17 protein-coding genes are annotated in these 17308 nt (G+C 61.7%); 4 read left to right on the top strand and 13 right to left on the bottom strand.

Annotated features, from left to right (window positions below):
* Positions 1 to 565 precede the first annotated feature (565 nt).
* A complete protein-coding gene (locus tag ACQY7R_RS20005) occupies positions 566 to 2215 on the top strand; it encodes a hybrid sensor histidine kinase/response regulator (RefSeq protein WP_428307319.1) in 1650 nt (549 codons plus the stop codon).
* 39 nt (positions 2216 to 2254) lie between these two features.
* Here ACQY7R_RS20005 and ACQY7R_RS20000 read toward each other — a convergent pair whose 3' ends face one another.
* The 10 genes from ACQY7R_RS20000 to ACQY7R_RS19955 all read right to left on the bottom strand — a co-directional run bounded on the left by ACQY7R_RS20000 (position 2255) and on the right by ACQY7R_RS19955 (position 11663).
* Positions 2255 to 2656 (bottom strand): type II toxin-antitoxin system VapC family toxin, encoded by a 402-nt coding sequence (locus ACQY7R_RS20000; RefSeq protein WP_428307318.1) that lies wholly within the window; start codon positions 2654 to 2656, stop codon positions 2255 to 2257.
* Positions 2653 to 2904, bottom strand: a complete 252-nt coding sequence (locus ACQY7R_RS19995; RefSeq protein ID WP_428307317.1) for a hypothetical protein — start codon at positions 2902 to 2904, stop codon at positions 2653 to 2655. Before ACQY7R_RS19995 ends, ACQY7R_RS20000 begins: the two co-directional genes overlap by 4 nt.
* 124 nt (positions 2905 to 3028) lie before the next feature.
* Entirely contained in the window at positions 3029 to 3610 is a 582-nt protein-coding gene (locus ACQY7R_RS19990) for a Swt1 family HEPN domain-containing protein (RefSeq protein ID WP_428307316.1), read from the bottom strand.
* A 3-nt stretch (positions 3611 to 3613) separates the two neighbouring features.
* A complete protein-coding gene (locus ACQY7R_RS19985; RefSeq protein WP_428307315.1) occupies positions 3614 to 4255 on the bottom strand; it encodes a DUF5343 domain-containing protein in 642 nt (213 codons plus the stop codon).
* A 106-nt stretch (positions 4256 to 4361) separates the two neighbouring features.
* Positions 4362 to 6938 (bottom strand): DNA gyrase subunit B, encoded by a 2577-nt coding sequence (locus tag ACQY7R_RS19980; RefSeq protein WP_428307314.1) that lies wholly within the window; start codon positions 6936 to 6938, stop codon positions 4362 to 4364.
* 212 nt (positions 6939 to 7150) lie between these two features.
* Positions 7151 to 7534, bottom strand: coding sequence for a DciA family protein (locus ACQY7R_RS19975; protein ID WP_428307313.1), 384 nt, complete (start codon positions 7532 to 7534; stop codon positions 7151 to 7153).
* Between the two features lie 223 nt (positions 7535 to 7757).
* Positions 7758 to 8873: a DNA polymerase III subunit beta gene (gene dnaN / locus ACQY7R_RS19970; protein WP_152101682.1), complete on the bottom strand. Its 1116-nt coding sequence runs from the start codon at positions 8871 to 8873 to the stop codon at positions 7758 to 7760.
* Positions 8874 to 9284: 411 nt separating this feature from the next.
* Positions 9285 to 9653 (bottom strand): helix-turn-helix domain-containing protein, encoded by a 369-nt coding sequence (locus tag ACQY7R_RS19965; protein WP_428307312.1) that lies wholly within the window; start codon positions 9651 to 9653, stop codon positions 9285 to 9287.
* A 50-nt stretch (positions 9654 to 9703) separates the two neighbouring features.
* A complete protein-coding gene (locus ACQY7R_RS19960; protein WP_428307311.1) occupies positions 9704 to 10384 on the bottom strand; it encodes a DnaA ATPase domain-containing protein in 681 nt (226 codons plus the stop codon).
* A gap of 100 nt (positions 10385 to 10484) precedes the next feature.
* Entirely contained in the window at positions 10485 to 11663 is a 1179-nt protein-coding gene (locus ACQY7R_RS19955; RefSeq protein ID WP_428307310.1) for a cysteine desulfurase family protein, read from the bottom strand.
* Between the two features lie 227 nt (positions 11664 to 11890).
* On the opposite strand from ACQY7R_RS19955, the gene ACQY7R_RS19950 reads away from it, so the two are divergent.
* The 3 genes from ACQY7R_RS19950 to ACQY7R_RS19940 are packed head-to-tail and all read left to right on the top strand — an operon-like array spanning position 11891 to position 13700.
* Positions 11891 to 12475: a hypothetical protein gene (locus ACQY7R_RS19950; protein WP_428307309.1), complete on the top strand. Its 585-nt coding sequence runs from the start codon at positions 11891 to 11893 to the stop codon at positions 12473 to 12475.
* Positions 12476 to 12518: 43 nt separating this feature from the next.
* The gene (scpB, locus tag ACQY7R_RS19945) at positions 12519 to 13241 is read left to right on the top strand and encodes an SMC-Scp complex subunit ScpB (protein ID WP_428307308.1); all 723 of its coding nucleotides are present in this window, start codon (positions 12519 to 12521) and stop codon (positions 13239 to 13241) included.
* 33 nt (positions 13242 to 13274) lie between these two features.
* On the top strand, positions 13275 to 13700 hold the full coding sequence (locus tag ACQY7R_RS19940) for a hypothetical protein (protein WP_428307307.1): 426 nt from the start codon (positions 13275 to 13277) through the stop codon (positions 13698 to 13700).
* Between the two features lie 205 nt (positions 13701 to 13905).
* On the opposite strand, the gene hemA is transcribed toward ACQY7R_RS19940, so the two are convergent.
* From hemA to ACQY7R_RS19925, 3 genes are all read right to left on the bottom strand, one after another.
* Positions 13906 to 15183, bottom strand: coding sequence for a glutamyl-tRNA reductase (gene hemA / locus ACQY7R_RS19935; RefSeq protein WP_428307306.1), 1278 nt, complete (start codon positions 15181 to 15183; stop codon positions 13906 to 13908).
* Positions 15180 to 16064 (bottom strand): cytochrome c biogenesis protein CcsA, encoded by an 885-nt coding sequence (ccsA, locus tag ACQY7R_RS19930; protein WP_428307305.1) that lies wholly within the window; start codon positions 16062 to 16064, stop codon positions 15180 to 15182. The genes hemA and ccsA overlap by 4 nt, the downstream gene beginning before the upstream one ends.
* Positions 16065 to 16143: 79 nt before the next feature.
* On the bottom strand, positions 16144 to 17211 hold the full coding sequence (locus tag ACQY7R_RS19925) for a sigma-54 interaction domain-containing protein (protein WP_428307304.1): 1068 nt from the start codon (positions 17209 to 17211) through the stop codon (positions 16144 to 16146).
* Positions 17212 to 17308 lie beyond the last annotated feature (97 nt).

Raw genomic sequence — 17308 nt, 5'->3', positions numbered from 1 at the left:
TAAGTCTTTTTATTGTTTGCAGTTACGTTGATTATCGGGCAGAGTTGGCGGCATTTTGTCGCGTCGTGCGATTTTTGGCGACAAAAAGGCAATGGTGACACGGTGAGGCCGTTTCGAGAGCCGTTTTCTCGGGGGTTTGCGTTGGTTTCGATGGTTGGCATTTTGTCGTCTCGTCTATTTTGTCGCGACAGAATGGCGACGAAATGTCGAACGGGAGTTTGCGTGGCTTCTCATGATGCTGCTCGCATTCCTCTAGCCCCGGGCTCCGCCCGGGGGTCGCGTTCCATGCCGATGGAACGTCGTCCCTACTGCGGACCGACCCCCGGGCGGAGCCCGGGGCTAGGGTGATAATCCAATCACTTGGCGCGCATCGGGATCCCTGATCCGCACGTCTCTAATTGTTAGCGATTTGCTTGCCGCTGCGCAGGTGGCAGAAATGGCCGGCTTGCATTCGGCTCGCGCACTCTCCGTCGCCGATGCTTGGTTCGGCCGATATCATGAGGCGACGCCGCGCGGTCACTCTCGCTCGGCAGCCACCTTCGCATGCACGACGCGGGGCCTTCTCATGTTCGAGATTCTGACCGGGGCGTTTGATACCACCGGCTTTCCGCCGCGGTGGAAGTGCGGCGTCTGGAGCGACGAGCTCGGTTGGCTCCACATTCTCTCCGACATCGCGATCTGGGGCGCTTACACCGCGATTCCGTGCGTGCTCGCGTTTTTCATTTTGCGGCGAAAGGATGTGCCGTTCCCGCGGATCTTGTGGTTGTTCGTCGCGTTCATCTTTGCGTGCGGGACGACGCACCTCATCGATGCGATCATCTTCTGGCAGCCTGTGTACCGATTGGCGGGCTTGGTGAAATTTGCCACGGCGATCGTCTCGTGGGGGACGGTGCTCGCGCTCATCCAGATCACGCCGGGCGTGCTGCATTTCCCGGGGATGGCGAAGCTGAACGAGCAACTTGCTCACGAAATTGCCGAACGGAAACTCGCCGAAGAGGAGCGCGAACGGCTGTTGGAAAGCGAACGGCACGCGCGGAGCGAAGCGGAGAAGGCGAACCGCATGAAGGACGAGTTTTTGTCGCTCGTCTCGCATGAGTTGCGAACGCCGCTCAATGCGATGATGGGGTATGCCCAACTGCTGCTGATGAATCCGCGGAGTCCGGAGGAAGTGACCAACGCGGCGACGGTGATCGAGCGGAATGGCCGGGCTCAGGTGCAGATTATCGAAGATTTGCTCGACATGAGTCGCGTCATTACTGGCAAGATGCGGCTCGATGTGCAGTCGATCGATCTGTGCGACTCGATTCGCGCGGCGGTGAGCGCCGTCACCCCCGCGGCGGCGGCGCGGGAGATCGACTTGCAGGTGGTGCTCGATCCGCGGGCCGGGCAGGTGCTGGGCGATCCGAGTCGCCTGGAGCAGGTGTTTTGGAATTTGCTGTCGAACGCGATCAAGTTCACGCCGAAGCATGGGAAGGTGCAGGTGTCGCTCGAGCGGGTCAACTCGCATGTCGAGGTGCGGGTTTCTGATACGGGGCAGGGGATCCCGGCCGACTTGTTGCCGTTCGTATTCGATCGTTTTCGGCAGGGGGATACGAGCACGCAGCGGCGACATGGCGGACTGGGCTTAGGGCTGTCGCTGGTGAAGCATTTTGTGGAAATGCATGGGGGTGCGGTCGTTGCGAAGAGCGCCGGGCCGGGGCAGGGGAGCACTTTTGTTGTTTGCCTGCCGGTGCAAATTGCCGTGCCTGATGTTACTGACGGGGAAGGCGAGCGCATTCATCCTGCCGTCGCCGGCGACGGGCAATTGAGCATTTCTCGACTGCCGATTTCTGACCTTAAAGTCATCATCGTTGACGACGAGGTCGATGCTCGAGCGCTCGTCGAGCGAATGCTGGGGCAACATGGCGTCGACGTGTACACGGCGGGATCTGCGGATGAAGCGCTGGCGCTCATCGCACGGGTAAAACCCGACGTGATCGTGAGCGACGTCGGCATGCCGGGGGTCGACGGGTATCAGTTCATGCGGAAGGTTCGCAGCCTGAGCGACGAGCAAGGGGGCCGCACGCCGGCTGTGGCGTTGACGGCGTTCGCGCGGAGCGAGGACCGAACGAAGGCGCTGCTCGCGGGGTACCAGGCGCATTTGGCGAAGCCAGTGGATGCGAACGAGCTGGCGGCGGTAGTGGCGACGCTGGCGGGTAGGACGGGGCGACCGTAATCAAGGCGCCGCGGCAGTCGAAATCTGCTCCGGACCAATTTAGAAGAGCGGGGTGAAGCCGGCGGCGGCGAAGTGCTGGTCGTTCGTAAAGACGTCGGTCAAGCCGAGGCGGCGCATGACGGCGAAGGAGATGCAGTCGACGATGCCGGCGCCGGCCGCGTCGCCGCGATCGTAGGCGGCCCAAGCGGCGGCCAATTCACCGTCGCTGACCATTTGGATCAACCCGGCAGCGGTTAGCTGCTGGCGTAGTGCACTGACTCGCTGTCGATAGGGACGCCGCGCGGCGGCATTTCCACATTCGAGGAGTACATACTCGGTCGTCACAAGCGGAACGTTCGCTTGCAAGAGTCCAACGAAAACTCGTTCAGCAGGATCGTGCCATTGATCCCGAGAATCCCAAACAGCCAGTAGTCCGACCGTGTCGAGAAATACGCCCCTCATGGCTGATGCTCGTTATGACGAGCCGCAGTGTCTGAGAATCCCGAATCATAGCGCTCGCTGAGAATGGCGTAGACCTGGCGGAGGCCCTGTTCTGAGAACTGGAGCGGCTCGGTTGGCGAAGTGCTTTCAGGCGTGGAAGCTACTACAACGAGCCGGGGCTCGAACTCGATCTCGCAACCTTCGGGAAGGGCGAGAGGGGTTACGAGGCGGATGGTATTGTGGTCGACGATGCCGCGGACGGTTTCCATGATTCAGTTTCCAGGTCGTGGGTGGCTGATTTTATTATACCACTGGCTGGAAGAGGAATGCGAATGGGCTGGCGGAGACCGAACAATCGCGTCTTAGCCAAGTGCTAGGATACTTCTTTAATGATTACTCCATCAGGCGAAACCAGTCCTTAACACTTAGCTGAAGCCGGACTACTTCGTCAGGTGCCAGCGGACTGCAATGGGCAATTGGACCTCTGAGAAGATTTAGATTGCTCAAAACCTTTTCAACCGCCCGCTTGCTATTAAAAATGTCCTCGAATGTCGACCAATTAAATTTCAGAATCTCGCCAAGTTCGCCAAAGGTCGTGTAATCGATCGGGTGATCCGACCGAACAGTCACGCCAGAATCGATCTCGCGCTGCATATTCGCAGATGCGCTCACCTGCACTTGAGGTGGTACAGCTGTTTTCCACCATTCTGCACCTTGTACGTCTTTCAACTTTGAAACTATCAAATCGCGAATACTCTTCTCCAAGCAGTAGACAACTTCATAATGTTTGCTCATCGAAGCTGCTTGCAAACGAATCGCAGCATCAAATTGAGGATAATAAAAATCCTCTTTTGCAACGGGCATGAGCTTGGACTTCCCAAGATCAACCCCATGCTCACTCTCCAACGACTGCAGAGCGGCTTCGATGGCTATATTATTAAGCCCAAACAATTTGATTGCATTGTCGCTTGCCATGCGCTAAGGCCTTTGCAGCAAGTTCTCTCGAAGGCTTTTGAAGATCGCATTGAATACAGCGATATCCGTAGTTTCTGGCAGGTTCAGATTGATTGTGTATGAGAGACCTACTCCGATTGTACTAGGCTGATTATGGTGAACCTGCAAAGGCAAGGACGTAGGCGGCCCATTTGCGACGGAATTTGACGAATCAGCATCTGCAATCACGTCACTTTCATTGTCAAAATCCGCCAGCTCTCGCAACTCCATAAATGACTTTGCTATTGCCCGCAAAGTTGGCGAATCTTCCTCAAGACCCGTGGCTTCAACGATCAAGCCACGCAGCGCAGGTTCCGGCAATTCGTATACATACTCGTTGCGGGAGAAAAGATCGGCGAAGCCTTTCCTTACTGCCTCCGCCATCGCTAACCGCGAAGTAGCAGTGTTTCTGAACCGGCTGTATAGCTCGGTTGGAACCCCATCACTGCCAATAAAACCAAGACGCTTGGCAAACGGAATAAAGGCCCTACCGGATCCGCTCGAAAAACCTAATTTGCTGGCCAGGAAATCCTGTGTAAATCTAGGTGGAGTTTTTGCAGACTTAATTCTGTCAAATATCTGAGGTATTAGTCCATACGCATTCATAAATGGGGGATTGTCCGACATTTGTTCACCTTGCGTAGGTCGTTGATCAGAGCGCGATGAAAGAGCTAGAGCAATTCAAAGACATCAAGGTTCACCGCTCACACAGATCATTCTGGAATCGTTTCTATCACACATCCAAATTCCGCACATCGAGCGCGTGCTTCTGGATGAACTCCCGCCGTGGTTCGACGTTGTCGCCCATGAGAACGCGGAAGAGTTCGTCGGCGGCGCCGGCGTCTTCCATGCTTACCTTCAGCAGCGTGCGGTTGTTCGGGTCGAGCGTGGTTTCGCGGAGTTCTTCCGCGTTCATTTCGCCTAGACCCTTGAAGCGGGTGACGGTGAGGCCTTTTTGGCCCGCTTCGCGGATGGCGCCGGGGAGGCCGCGGAGGTCTTCGAGGCCCGATTCGTTTTCGCCGCGGCGGATCGTGAAGCGGCTGCCCTCTTCGCCGGTCCGTTCTTGCGGGATGAGGGCTTCGATCGAGAAGCCGAGGTCCTTGAGATCGCTCAGCATGTTGTTGATCGTGCGGACTTCGTGGAGTTCGACGATGCGGAGGCGGGGGCCTTGTTCTTCGGGTTCTGCTACAGCGCCGTTAGCGACAGGGGCGGAACCGTTGGCTTCGTCTTGCTTGTCGAGGTCGCTTAGCTTTGCCGTGGCGACGGGGGCGGAGTCGACTCGCAGTTCGTGGCCGAGTTCTTTTTCCTTCTCGGCGATGAACGCGTGCGTTTGGGCCATGTCAATGAACCAATGCTCCTCGAATCCGAGGAAGACATGCACTGTCGGCAGTTTGCCGGTGTTGAGGTCTTGGCGTTCGGAGTGAATGCGCAGGCTGATGCCGCGGCGTTCGAGCGCGATGATCGCTTCTTCCATCGCGGCGAGCGTGCGGACGAGTTTGGTCATCCGTTCGCCTTCGACGATGTTGCCGGCGTGGTCGTCGAACACGCTGTCGCCGAGGCCGAGTTCGAGGAGTTGGTTCTTCATCTCCTCTTCAGTTTGCACGTAGTACGCATCCTTCTTGCCGCGGATCACGCGGAACAGCGGCGGCTGGGCGACGTAGACGTGCCCCTTCGCCACGAGGTCGTACATTTGGCGGTAGAAGAAGGTGAGCAGCAGCGTGCGAATGTGCGAACCGTCGACGTCGGCGTCGGTCATGATGATGATCCGGCCGTAGCGACGTTTGCTGAGGTCTTGATCGGGCCCGATGCCGATGCCGACGGCGGAGATCATGTTGCGAATTTCTTCGCTGGCTAGGACTTTGTCTTCGCGCGATTTGTAGGCGTTGATGATCTTACCGCGGAGAGGCAGGATCGCCTGGTACTCGCGCAAGCGGCCGCCTTCGGCCGAGCCGCCGGCGGAGTCGCCTTCCACGAGGTAGAGCTCGCACTTGTCGACGTCTTTGCTGGAGCAGTCGCGGAGCTTGCCTGGGAGGCCGCCGCCGGCGAAGACCCCTTTGCGATCGCGGACGAGTTGGCGAGCTTTGCGGGCCGACTCGCGGGCTTCGGCGGCGAGGATGCCCTTCTTCACCATCGCTTTGGCGGTGCGGGGATTCTCTTCGAGATACTTCGAGAGGTATTCGCCGAGGGCCGAGTTAACGATGCCTTCGACTTCGCTGTTGCCGAGCTTGGTCTTCGTTTGACCTTCGAACTGCGGGTGCGGCACGCGGACGCTGATGACGGCGGTGAGGCCTTCGCGGACGTCTTCCCCGGTGGGGATGAGGTCCTTAAACATCCCCTCTTTCTTGCCGTAGTTGTTCAGCGAGCGAGTGAGCGCGCTGCGGAAGCCGGAGAGGTGGGTGCCGCCTTCGGTGGTGTTGATGTTGTTGACGTAGGTGTGGACGTTTTCGGTGTACTCGCCCGAGTACTGGAAGGCGATTTGCATGCCGACGCCTTCAGACTCTTCGTCGAGGAAGAGGATGTCGGGATGGACGGCGTCGCTGGCGCGGTTGAGGTATTTAACGTACTCGCGGATGCCGTCTTCGTACTGGAAGGTTTCGCTTTCGCCGTTGCGGGCGTCGCTGATAGCGATGCGGACGCCGGCGTTGAGGAAGGCGAGTTCCTGCAGACGCTTCACCAGCGTGGCGTAGACGAACTTCGTTTGCGGGAAGATTTGCGGATCGGGCTTGAAGGTGGTCTTTGTACCGCGTTTGGTGGTCGAACCGACGCGGCGGACTTCGCCGGTGGGGACGCCGCGTTGGTACTCTTGATGGTACACGTGGCCGTCGCGGTAGACCTCGACGTCGGCCCATTCGCTGAGGAAGTTCACGACAGTGACGCCGACGCCGTGCAGACCGCCGGAGGTTTGGTAAGCGCCCTTTTCGAACTTGCCGCCGAACTTGAGAACGGTCATCACCCCTTCGAGCGTGGTGACTTCGCGGTCCATTTCTTCGGAAAGTTGGGCGTGGCGTTCGACCGGAATGCCGCGACCGTCGTCCTCAACCGTCACCGAGCCGTCGGCATTGACCATCACCGTGACGGTGGTGGCATGGCTCGCCATCGCCTCGTCGATCGAGTTGTCGACAACTTCGTAGACGAGGTGATGGAGCCCGCGGAGGAAGGTGTCGCCGATGTACATACCGGGACGCTTGCGAACGTGCTCGAGATCGCTGAGATGCTCCAGGTCTTTCGCGCCGTAGTCGGCATTGCCGTCGTGCGTGGTGGAACGGGGCTTCTTCTCTTCGGGCTGGGGCGTGTTTTCTGCTTCTGACATTTTTTACTGCTTGCGGTTTTTTATTTTCTCTCGCAGAGGAGCGGAGACGCAGAGGAAGAACAGAAGACAAGAAAACTAAGCTGCACGAATCGACGCCAAGCAGAACTATTGGCGGGAATTGGTGATGTTTAGCGTTCTTACTGACTCTCCTGCATTTTCTCTACGTCTCTGCGCCTCTGCGAGAGACTTGTTCTTATCTCGTCGTGTACAGGTCACCCGATTTTGCCGACGCGGAAGCGGAGTTGCTTCAGTCCGACGTCGGGGCGGGCGGCTTTTAATTCTTGGAGGATGCGTTCTTTTTCGAAGCCGAGTTCTTGCATCACCAGCGAGTTCGCGGCGACGACTTCCAACACGCCGCGGCGGAGTTGGCCGACTTCCGTCACCGCGGCGAATGCTTCGCCCGCGGCGGCTAGCCAGGCGTCGTTCCACTCGCCGAGGTTACGGACCTGGGCGTAGCCGCGACGCTGAATCAACTGCGACATCACCTCGGCGACTGCTTTCGGCTGCTTGCCGTAGAACCAACGCTTGTGCGACTGGGCGCGACGCGTCAGGTCGTTCCAATCGTCGGGGTGCGGTTCTGTCGGGGGGATGGTCAACGTCGTGGTCTCAGTGGGTCATTACATGCGCTTCATGTAGTCTTCGGTCACCGTATATGTCATTTCCTCTCCCAAATTGCCCCCATACCCGTCGGGAAACTCCACGACGTAACTGCAGGGCGTCCCACCGAAAACCATCAAGACAACGCCAGTAGTTCCGATGACAATGCCGGGCAATTCTCTGGTCAGCGAGAATATTTCGTACTCTGTGAACACCTATTCCCTACCGATCGCGAGCCAGCGGCATGATCACATAGCCGTAGCCGTCTTCCGTGCTGCAGACGGCGGCGCTTTCGCCATCTTTTAGCTCGATGCTGAACGTCTTGTCGCTGTCGAGCACCTTCAGGAAATCAATCACGAATCGCGGGTCGAGCGTGATCGTGATTTCCTGGCCGTCGTAGCCGATCGGGAGTTCGACGCGCGATTGGCCCACTTCGGCCGCCTTGCCGGCGAGGACCAGCGAACCGTCGCCGAACGTGAAATCGATGCCGCGGCTCTCTTCGCTCGTCACGATCGCCGCTTGGCGAACGGCGGCGTGGGTAGGGCCGGCGGCGAGTTCGATCTGCTGGCCGACGCCACGCTCGGGAAACACCTTCCGCCATTCGGGGAAGCGGCCTTCGAGCAGGCGAGCTGAAATCGTCGCCCGCGGGCTGTGGACGATGAATTCGTTGCCGCGAACGGCGAGTTGCACCTCGGTGTCGGTCGGCGCGATCGCCCGTTCGATCAGTTGCATCGCGCGGGTCGGCACGATCGTGTTCTGCTGCACCGCGGCGGGCTCGCCTTGCTTCGTGACGGGGCCGACCATTTTGGCGAGGCGACGGCCGTCGGTGCCGATCGCGGTGACCATGTCTGTATCGAACTCGAGCTTCACGCCGCCGAGTGCGTAGCGGCTGCTTTCGTTATCGGTGGCGAAGACTGTGCGGCGAATCAGTTCGCGGAGGAGCCGAGCAGGGACTTCGAAGTAGCTCGTTTCTTCAAAGCCGCCGACGGGAGGGAACTCGGCCGGGTTCTCGGCGGGGAGTTGGAAGCGGCTCCGCTCGCCGCGGATCGTGGCGCCGTTGCCGTCCGATTCGATGTGAATGGTTTGATCGGCCGACTCGCGGAGGATCGATCCGAACCGCGTGACCGGCAGCACCACCGAGCCGGGGGCCTGCACGTCGACGCCGCCGACAGCGTGACGAATGCCGACTTCGAGATCGGTCGCGGTGAGCGAGGCGCCATCCGGGGTGACGTCGAGTTTGACGTTCTGCAGGATCGGCTTCGGGCTACGGCTGGGAGCGACGGCGGCGACCGTCTGGAAGGCTTGCAGGAGTTGCTCGCGATCGCAGGAAATTTTCATGGAGGTTTTTACCTTCGGGTAACTGGCGGAACGCAAACCACTGAATGGCGTTCCCGCCACGATGTTCGACTTCTATCTGATGCGAGCCGCGGGGTTCATCCCCGCGGTCTGCGGTTTTTACTTCTTATGTATTTTAAAAGTTAGTAACAGAAGAATAGCGAGGTCGTTTACTGTTGACAGGTCTCGCGGGCTGCTGTTAAGTCGCTTTGTGGTAATAGTTTATGTGATAGAGACGGTGGTGGATAACTCGTTGCTTTCGTGTTCGTGTCGTGTTGAGCCCGTGTCGATGATTGAGGGCGTTTGTTGGTTGTCGTCAGTCGGCTGTTGGTACGGCAATAGTTGCGAGGCGTTGTCGACTGGTTGCTAACAAGTTGTCCACATGGGCGCTGAACTCCGGTGTTCAGCGCGAATTCAACGGAGCAGCCGGTCGAGTTCATCGACGGCTTGCTGCGTGACCGGATCGTGCGTGATTCGTTCGGCTAAGCGGCGTTCGGCGTGCATGATCGTCGTGTGATCGCGGCCGCCGAGGCCGCGGCCGATGTCGGCGTAGCTGAGACTGGTGAGGCGGCGGGCGAGGTAGACGGCGATGTTGCGGGCTTCGACCAGCGATGCGCGACGGGCGGGGCCGGTGAGGGCGGCTTGGGTGATCGAGAAATAGCGGGCGGTGACGGCGATGATTTGCTTGAGTTGGGTGAAATCTTCGCGGTGGTCTTGGGCGGGCGGGGCTTGTTCGGTTGGGGGGACCGCGACCGCCGGTCGCGGCTTTGTGGCGGTGGCCACGCGGCCGATTAGTTCGGCGGGGGAACTTGCTTCGCGTTGGGCGAGGCGGGCTAGTTCCGCGTCGGTGAGGACCGTGCCGCGGGCGCTGGCGGCGAGTTGCAGGATCGCGCGGCGAGCGGCGAGGCTGGACGCTGCAGGCGGACGGTGAGGCCGGCCGAGAGCCGATCGCGGAGTCCCGTATCCAAATGACCGATAGCCACCGGTTCGCGATCGGCGGTGAAGACGACGATGCCCCCCGCGGCGACGATGGCATCGATCGCGTGACGAAGTTCCTGCTGGAAGGCGGGCCGTGGTCGCAGGCGGTGAAGGTCGTCGATCACCAGCAATCGCAGGCTGCGAACGGACTCGCGCCAGGCGGGAAGGCGGTCGTCGTCGGTGGCAGCTTGGACCTCGCGGCAGAAGTCGGCGGCGGTGAAATACTCGACTTTTGCCGCGTCGAGCCGTTGCCGCCAGTGGCGGACAATTCCCTGGACGAGTTGCGATTTGCCGCTGCCGCTACCGCCGACCAGCACCAGCGGGTTGAACAACTGGGTTCCGTCGGCGACCTCGCGTTTGGCCAAATCGAGGTCGCCCAGCAGCCGCAGCAGTGGGGCAACGACGAGTTCGTTCTCGGGGCCGACGACGAACGACGGCAACATACCGGAGGCCGTCGCGGGGGCGTCGCTGCCGGGAAGTTCGAGTTGGAGAACGCCGTCAATCACGTGGATCCGTCCGTCGAAATCGCTCGGCATGGCGGGCTCAAAATCAGCGCATACCGGAGGCCGCGAAACAGCCCCATAATTTACCCGATATGCCCTGACAGCGTTAGCGGTCGCGGCCAATAAAAGAGCGTTATCCGGCGCGACGCAAATTGTTACACACGTTCAAGATACGTCGAGCCGCCTCATCGATTTCGGCGGGGGTCGTCGTGGCCCCCAAACTGAACCGCACGGAGGACGAAATCAGGGCCTCGGGAAGGCCCATCGCGAGGAGGGTCGGGGAGGGTTCGCTCGACCCGCTAGCGCAGGCCGAGCCGCTCGAACAAGCGACCCCCGCGAGGTCGAGAGCCATCACCAACGCCTGCCGGTTGAGGCCGACGAGGGCGATGTTCGAAGTGTGCGGGAGGCGGGGCGCCTGGCCGCCGATGACGACCGCCGCGGGCCAACCGGCGAGGAGGGTCTGCTCGAACTGGTCGCGGAGCGCGGTCATGCGGGCGAGCCGATCGGCCGCTTCGCGCTGCCATAGTTCGAGTGCGGTTTGCATGCCGATGGCGAGCGGCGCCGATTCGGTCCCTGGGCGGAGCGCGGCCTGCTGGAAGCCGCCGAAGAGGGCCGGTTCGAGTTTCACGCCGTGGCGGACCAGCAGGATGCCGACGCCGAGCGGGCCGTGGAACTTGTGGGCCGTGGCGGTGAGGGCGTCGGCGCCGAGGGCTTGGAAGTCGACGGCGATTTTGCCGACCGCCTGGGTAGCGTCGGTGTGGAGCGGTGTGCCGTGCTGGCGGCAGATCTCGGCCGCAGCGGCGATCGGCTGGATGACGCCCGTTTCGTTGCTGGCGAGCATGATGCTAGCAACGCGGGTGGCGGGGGTGAGAAGGGGGGCCAGTTCGTCGAGGCGGATGAGGCCGTGGGCGTCGACGCCGAGGGTTTGGAGGGTGGCGGCGTTGTTGGCGGCGAGGTGTTCGGCTGGGCGGGCGATGCTGGGGTGCTCGATCGCAGAGATTAGCAGGTGGGGATCGGCCGGGGGCGGGGACGCCCCGGCTCGCTGGAGGCCGGTAAGGGCTAAGTTGTTCGATTCGGTGCCGCCGCTGGTGAAAATCAGCTGGTCGGCGTCCATCCCGGTGGTGCGGGCGCCGAGGATCTCGGCGATGCGGACCCGGGCTTGTGCGAGGGCTCGGCGAGTATGGCGGCCGGCGTCGTGCTGGCTGGCGGGGTTACCCCGATAGCGGAGCGACGCCTCGCGCATGGCGTCGGCCACCTCGGGCAGGAGGGGGGCGGTGGCGTTGTAATCGAGGTAAATCGGGGCGGCGGGCATGGGGTCGATTATAGGCGGAGCGGAGGGGGTCGGGTTCCTTTTGCCACTAGAGAGTTGCCCTTGGCAGGAAACCAACCAGTGGCAAAAGGAACCCGACCCCTTTGAACGTCCCATACCGATCTTGCTGCTAGCAATTGGTCAACGATATCATCCGCCGCCCCATGGACGGGGCGAGGGCCGTACCCTGAGCTTTTCGTGCCAGTCTGCGAAAACGGATTTTCGAACTTATGGCGACGCTGTTTCGTGCGGCGGTGATGATGTCGGTGCTCGTCGGCTTGCCCGGCGCCTGGATCTACTATGGCCCGTTGCCGAGCAGTGCGCAACGCGTGGTTGATCGTTTTGTGACGATCGCCAAGGAGGCGACGGGTTGGAAGTCGGCGGAACCGGCGGCGAAGCCGGCTTGGGATTTTACGAAATCGGAGCCGATTGTGGGGCAGACCGCGGGGATGAATCCCGCGGCTCGCAGTGAACAATCGCAGCCGTCAACGGAGCAAACTTCAGCGACGATCGCGCCGGGGTTTGGATCGGCGTTGCCGCCGGTTGAGGCTCCAGCGCCTGCTCCGCCGACCACGTTAGCGGAACGCGTCGAACCTTTGCTCGTGCAGTTGCGTCAACTTGGCGTGGCGGAGTATGCCCTTGAACGGTGGGGCGGCGAGGGGAAGCTCTACCGCTTCCATTGCGAGATGCCGATCAGCGGCGGCTCGCTGACACAGCAATTTGAGGCGGTGACAGCGGATCCCGAAGCGAGCGTCGAGCAGGTCGTGACCGAAGTCTCGCAGTGGCGAGTGGCGCGACAGGCGGGCGGGATGTAGGTTCGCCGGGTCTATCCCCGCGACCCTAGCGGCGAAAGCGATCATGCGCAAACTCTCGACAACGCTGGCCGCCCGGTTGAACAGTCCGGCAGTCGCTGCGCGCGTGCCCTGGGCGGCATTTGCGGCAACTCGAAAGGCCCCACCGGCGACCCCCGCAGCAACTCCCGGGCCGGTTGAACTCGTTCGCGTCAGCACCGAGCGGATGGCCGACAAGTTGGCCCGGCTCGAAGCGATTTTGCTGTTAGCCCGCGAGCCGCTTCCCTCAAGAAAGTTGGCCGCGCTCGCCGATTTGGCCGATGGAACGGAGGCTCGCTCGCTAGTACGGGAATTGAGCCGAAGGATGCGGCGGCGGGGAAGTGCATTCCAGCCGGTGGAAGTGGCCCATGGAATTCAGTTATTAACGCGGCCCCAATTGGCCGATTGGCTGGGGAAAGTTCACGCTCCGCCGAGCGAAATGCGGTTGTCGGCGCCGGCGCTCGAAACGCTGGCCGTGGCGGCTTATCGGCAGCCGGTGACGCGGGCGGAAATCGAGTCGATTCGGGGAGTCCAGTGCGGGGAAATCCTCCGCGTGTTGATGGAACGGGACTTTTTGCGTATCGTCGGACGGAGTGAGGAGTTAGGTCGCCCCTTCCTGTACGGCACCACGCGAAAGTTTTTGCAAGTTTTTGGCCTCCGCCGCTTGGAACAACTGCCGCCAGTCGATCAAATTTGTAACGCTGCATCACGCGCGGCTGAATCGCTCGAGCTAAGGGGCGCGAGCGAGTAACGTGCGGTTGAAGTTGGTTTAGGAGTATTTATCGTGCGGTCCCAGTTTTCGATTGCTGACGGTTCCGTCGCCTTGGCGGCGAATGAAGATGAGTTCGCGCCCGTGGCGCCATGGTCGACGAGCTTCTTGGCCGAAGCGTTGGTGATGGCCAAGGACGACGACGATGATGAATACGAGTACGAAGACGAGGATGATGACGACGACGACGATGAGGATGACGACGCCGAAGACGGCGATGAGTACGAGTACGAAGATGAAGAAGAGGAAGACGACGACGATGAAGAGGACGCCGAGGAAGAAGAACTAGAAGAAGACGAGTGGGAAGAAGTCGACGACGAGGACGCTGAAGAAGAGGAAGAAGACTCGGACGACGACGACGAGGAAGAAGAGTACGAGTACGAGGACGACGAAGAAGAAGACGAGCTCGCCTACGAGCAAGAAGAGGGCGACGAAGATTAATCGTCGCTTCTGATCGCAAAGATCGATCCAGGCGATTTGAAGAAAAACAAGCGAGCCGCGGGGTTTATCCCCGCGGCTTTTTTGTTTGATGGAGCGAACAATCCGCTTTTAGCCCCGGGCTCCGCCCGGGGGTGGCGTACCACTTGATGGAACGTCGCCTCCACTTCGAATCGACCCCCGGGCGGAGCCCGGGGCTAGAATACGACTACTCTTCCAGCCGGAAGAGTCTGCGGATGGCGTCGAGGAGGCCGTGCGGGGGGCCTTCTTGCGAGGCGTCGCGGAGCGATTCGAGCGGCGGGTGCAGGAGCTTGTTCACCAGGCGGTCGGCGAATTGCTCGATCTCTGCGCGAGCTCGCGAATCGAGATCGGGGAGTTTCTTGAATAGCCGCTCCAGCTCGGCCACTTTCGGTTCTTCGAGATTCCGCCGCAGGCCGCTGATCACCGGCCCGGCGAGCCGGCGGTGGGCGGCCGCCATGAAGGCGTCGGTCTCGGCGAGGATGATCTCTTCCGCGGCAGGCAGCTCGGCGGCCCGGGCGGCGCGGTTCAGCTCGCAGGCTGTCGCCAGATCGTCGAGCGAGTAAAGGTAAACGCCAAGTTGCTCGCCGACGGCGGGTTCAAAGTTCCGCGGCACGGCGAGATCGAGGATGAACAGCGGCCGCTGTTGCCGCAGCGGGGCGACGACGCGTTCAAACCGATCGGCGGTGACGACCGGTTCCGTCGCACCCGTGGCGCCGATAACCAGGTCGGCGGCGGCGAGTTCGTCCCACAGCCGTTCCCACGGCACGGCGACGCCCTTCCACTCCGCGGCCAGTTCCATCGCGCGCTCGGGGCTGCGGTTCACGACATGGATCCGCGTCGCGCCGGCGTCCTGCAGGTAGCGGATCGTCTCTTCGGCCATTTCGCCGGCGCCGATCACGAGGACGTGCTTGTCGTCGAAACGTTCGAAGACGCGGCTGGCGAAGTCGGCGATCGCGACGCTGGGGATGCTGACTCGATGCTTGTGAAGTTCCGTTTCGTTGTAGACGCGGCGGGCGGCACGGAGGGCTGATTGGAACAGATCGTGGAGCGCGGGCCCCGCGGCGCCGCTGTCGACCGAGCGTTGGTAGGCCTGCTTCACTTGGGCGAGAATCTGCGGTTCGCCGACGACCATGCTGTCGAGACTTGCCGTAACGCGGTAGAGGTGGGCGACCGCTTCGCGTTGGTAGAGCGAGAGGATTTGCCCTTCCACGCGCTGTGCGGGAACGCCGTGGTAGCCGAGCAGGGCGTCGACGAGGTCCTCTGTTTCGGGGGCGTCAACCGGGCCATCGCCGGCGGCGTAGAGCTCAACGCGGTTGCAGGTCGACAGGAGGGCGAACTCGGCTGTGGGGAAGCGTTCGCGCCAGCGGGCGAGGGCTTCGCTGGTTTGCTCAGTGCCGAAGGCGAGTTGTTGGCGGAGGTCGACGCCGGAGGCGCGGTGGGTGCAGCCGATCATGCGGAGGTTCATGGCGTGACCTCCGCCGGGGGCGAGGACGCCCCGGCTCGCTCAGCATCGATGCTCTCGCCGCCGCGGCCGTGCATCGATTGGCTGCTCATGAACGTCGCGAGCGTGATCACCAGGAACACGAAGCCGGCGAGCGTGAGGTACGCCACTTTGCGGCCGCGCCGGGCGGCGGGATAGGCCAGGCGGAACGCCTCCGCCGCGACGAGCCACGAGAACATGCCGCTGAGGCTGAGCACCACCGGGTCGGTCCAGCGGAGGCCGCTGCCGTCGCGGAGGGCGAGCCGCATCAACACGCCCGAAATGAAGCCGAGGCCGACGAGCACGGTGGCGGCGATCAGCGAGCGGGCATTCACCCGTTCGAGCCATTCGAGGCTCGGCAGGCGGAAGCGATCGCTTAGCGGCGCCTTGTTCTTCAGTCGTGCGCTTTGCACGAGGTACATCAATCCCGCGACGAAGCCGAGCAGCACGGCGACGGCGCCGAGCATCAGGAAGACGCCATGCAAGATTCCCCAAATGCGGGGCATTTCGGCCCCGGCCATCGGTTCGATGCTGGCGAAACGAGCGGCGCCAATGAGGGCGAGCACGATGGGGAGCAGGAACAGTCCGATCGACGCCCGCGGTTGGTAAAGGACTAACCCAACGTAAATGAGGGCGAGCACCCATGCGGCCGAGAGGTACCAATCGTGCTGGCTCGACAACGGCGCCCAAGGCGAGCTGGCGGCGCGTTCAGCGAGATACCAAGTCTGCGCGACGAGGCCGGCGATCGCGGCGGCGACTACCGCCAAACGCCGCCAGCGTGGGCGGGCCCACAGGCCCAAGACTTCCAGCGCGAGCGCCGCCCCGTAGCAGAGGGTGAAGCTGAGCATGGTGACGGCGGAAGGCATGTGAATCGGTGGTCGCTGGTGGGGGAACGCCTGTTATGGGAGCGCTCCGGCGGGTCGTTGACCCGCGGCTACTGGGAGATCATTCCCCTTCGGCGTCGTCGAGGCCGTACTCTTTCAGCTTCTTGTGGAGCGTGTTGCGGTTGATGCCCAGGCGGGCGGCGGCCTTGATTTGCACGCCGTCGCACAGGTTCATCACTTGCGAAATCACCTCGCGCTCCACGTGATTGACGATCCGTCCGTGGAGGTCGCAGTCCTCTTCGCCGGCCGAGCTCAGACCCTGAACGACCAATTCTTCCGACAACTCCTCAAAGGTCATCGTACGGGGGCCGAGCGATTTCGGCTGCCGGCCGGTGCGGACCGCTTCGGGCAGGAGCTCGAAAGTGAGCTCATCGCCGAGCGCCATGACGACGACCCGTTCGACGTAATTTTGGAGTTCCCGGACATTTCCGGGCCACGAGTAGCGCTGCAAGGCCTCCATCGCCCGCGGTTCGATGTGGGCGACGTAGCGGTCGTTTTTCTCGTTGTAGTGATTGAGGAAGTGGGTCACCAGCAGCGGAATGTCTTCGGTCCGGTCGCGGAGCGGCGGGATGTAAATCGGCACGACGTTGAGCCGGTAGAACAAGTCCTCGCGGAACGTGCCGGCCATCGCCAAGTCGAGCAGGTCGCGGTTGCTGGCGGCGATGATGCGGGTGTCGACGCGGATCGTGCGGGTATCGCCGACGCGTTCGAACTCACGCTCCTGCAGCACGCGGAGCAGCTTCACCTGCAGGTGGAGCGTCGTCGAGTTGATTTCATCGAGAAAGATGCTGCCTTGATGCGCGGCTTCGAACCGGCCGGTGCGGTTGTCGATGGCGCCGGTGAAGGCGCCGCGGACGTGGCCGAAGAGTTCGCTCTCGAGCAGGCTTTCGCTGAGGGCGCCGCAGTTGACGCGAACGAAGGGCCGATCGCGGCGAGCGCTGAGCGTGTGGACCGCGTGGGCGATCAGTTCCTTGCCGGTTCCCGTCTCGCCGAGCAGCAGCACCGAAGCGCTCGACCGCGCGACTTGCCGCGTGGTGCGGAAGACTTCCTGCATCGCCGCGCTATTGCCGATGACGCCCGGCAGCGGAGCCGAGGGTGATTCATCGAGTTGCGGGGTGCGAGGGGACATGGAAGGGAATGCTGAATGGCGGCGATGGAAGGGGTCGGGGACCTTTTGCCACTAGCGATGCTTTTATGAGCGGAGGCCCTCTAGTGGCAAAAGGTCC

The organism is Lacipirellula sp., from assembly GCF_965279485.1.
Lineage (GTDB): Bacteria > Planctomycetota > Planctomycetia > Pirellulales > Lacipirellulaceae > Lacipirellula.
Note: the sequence above shows the minus strand (reverse complement) of the source record. Positions and strands in the feature narration are given on the sequence as shown.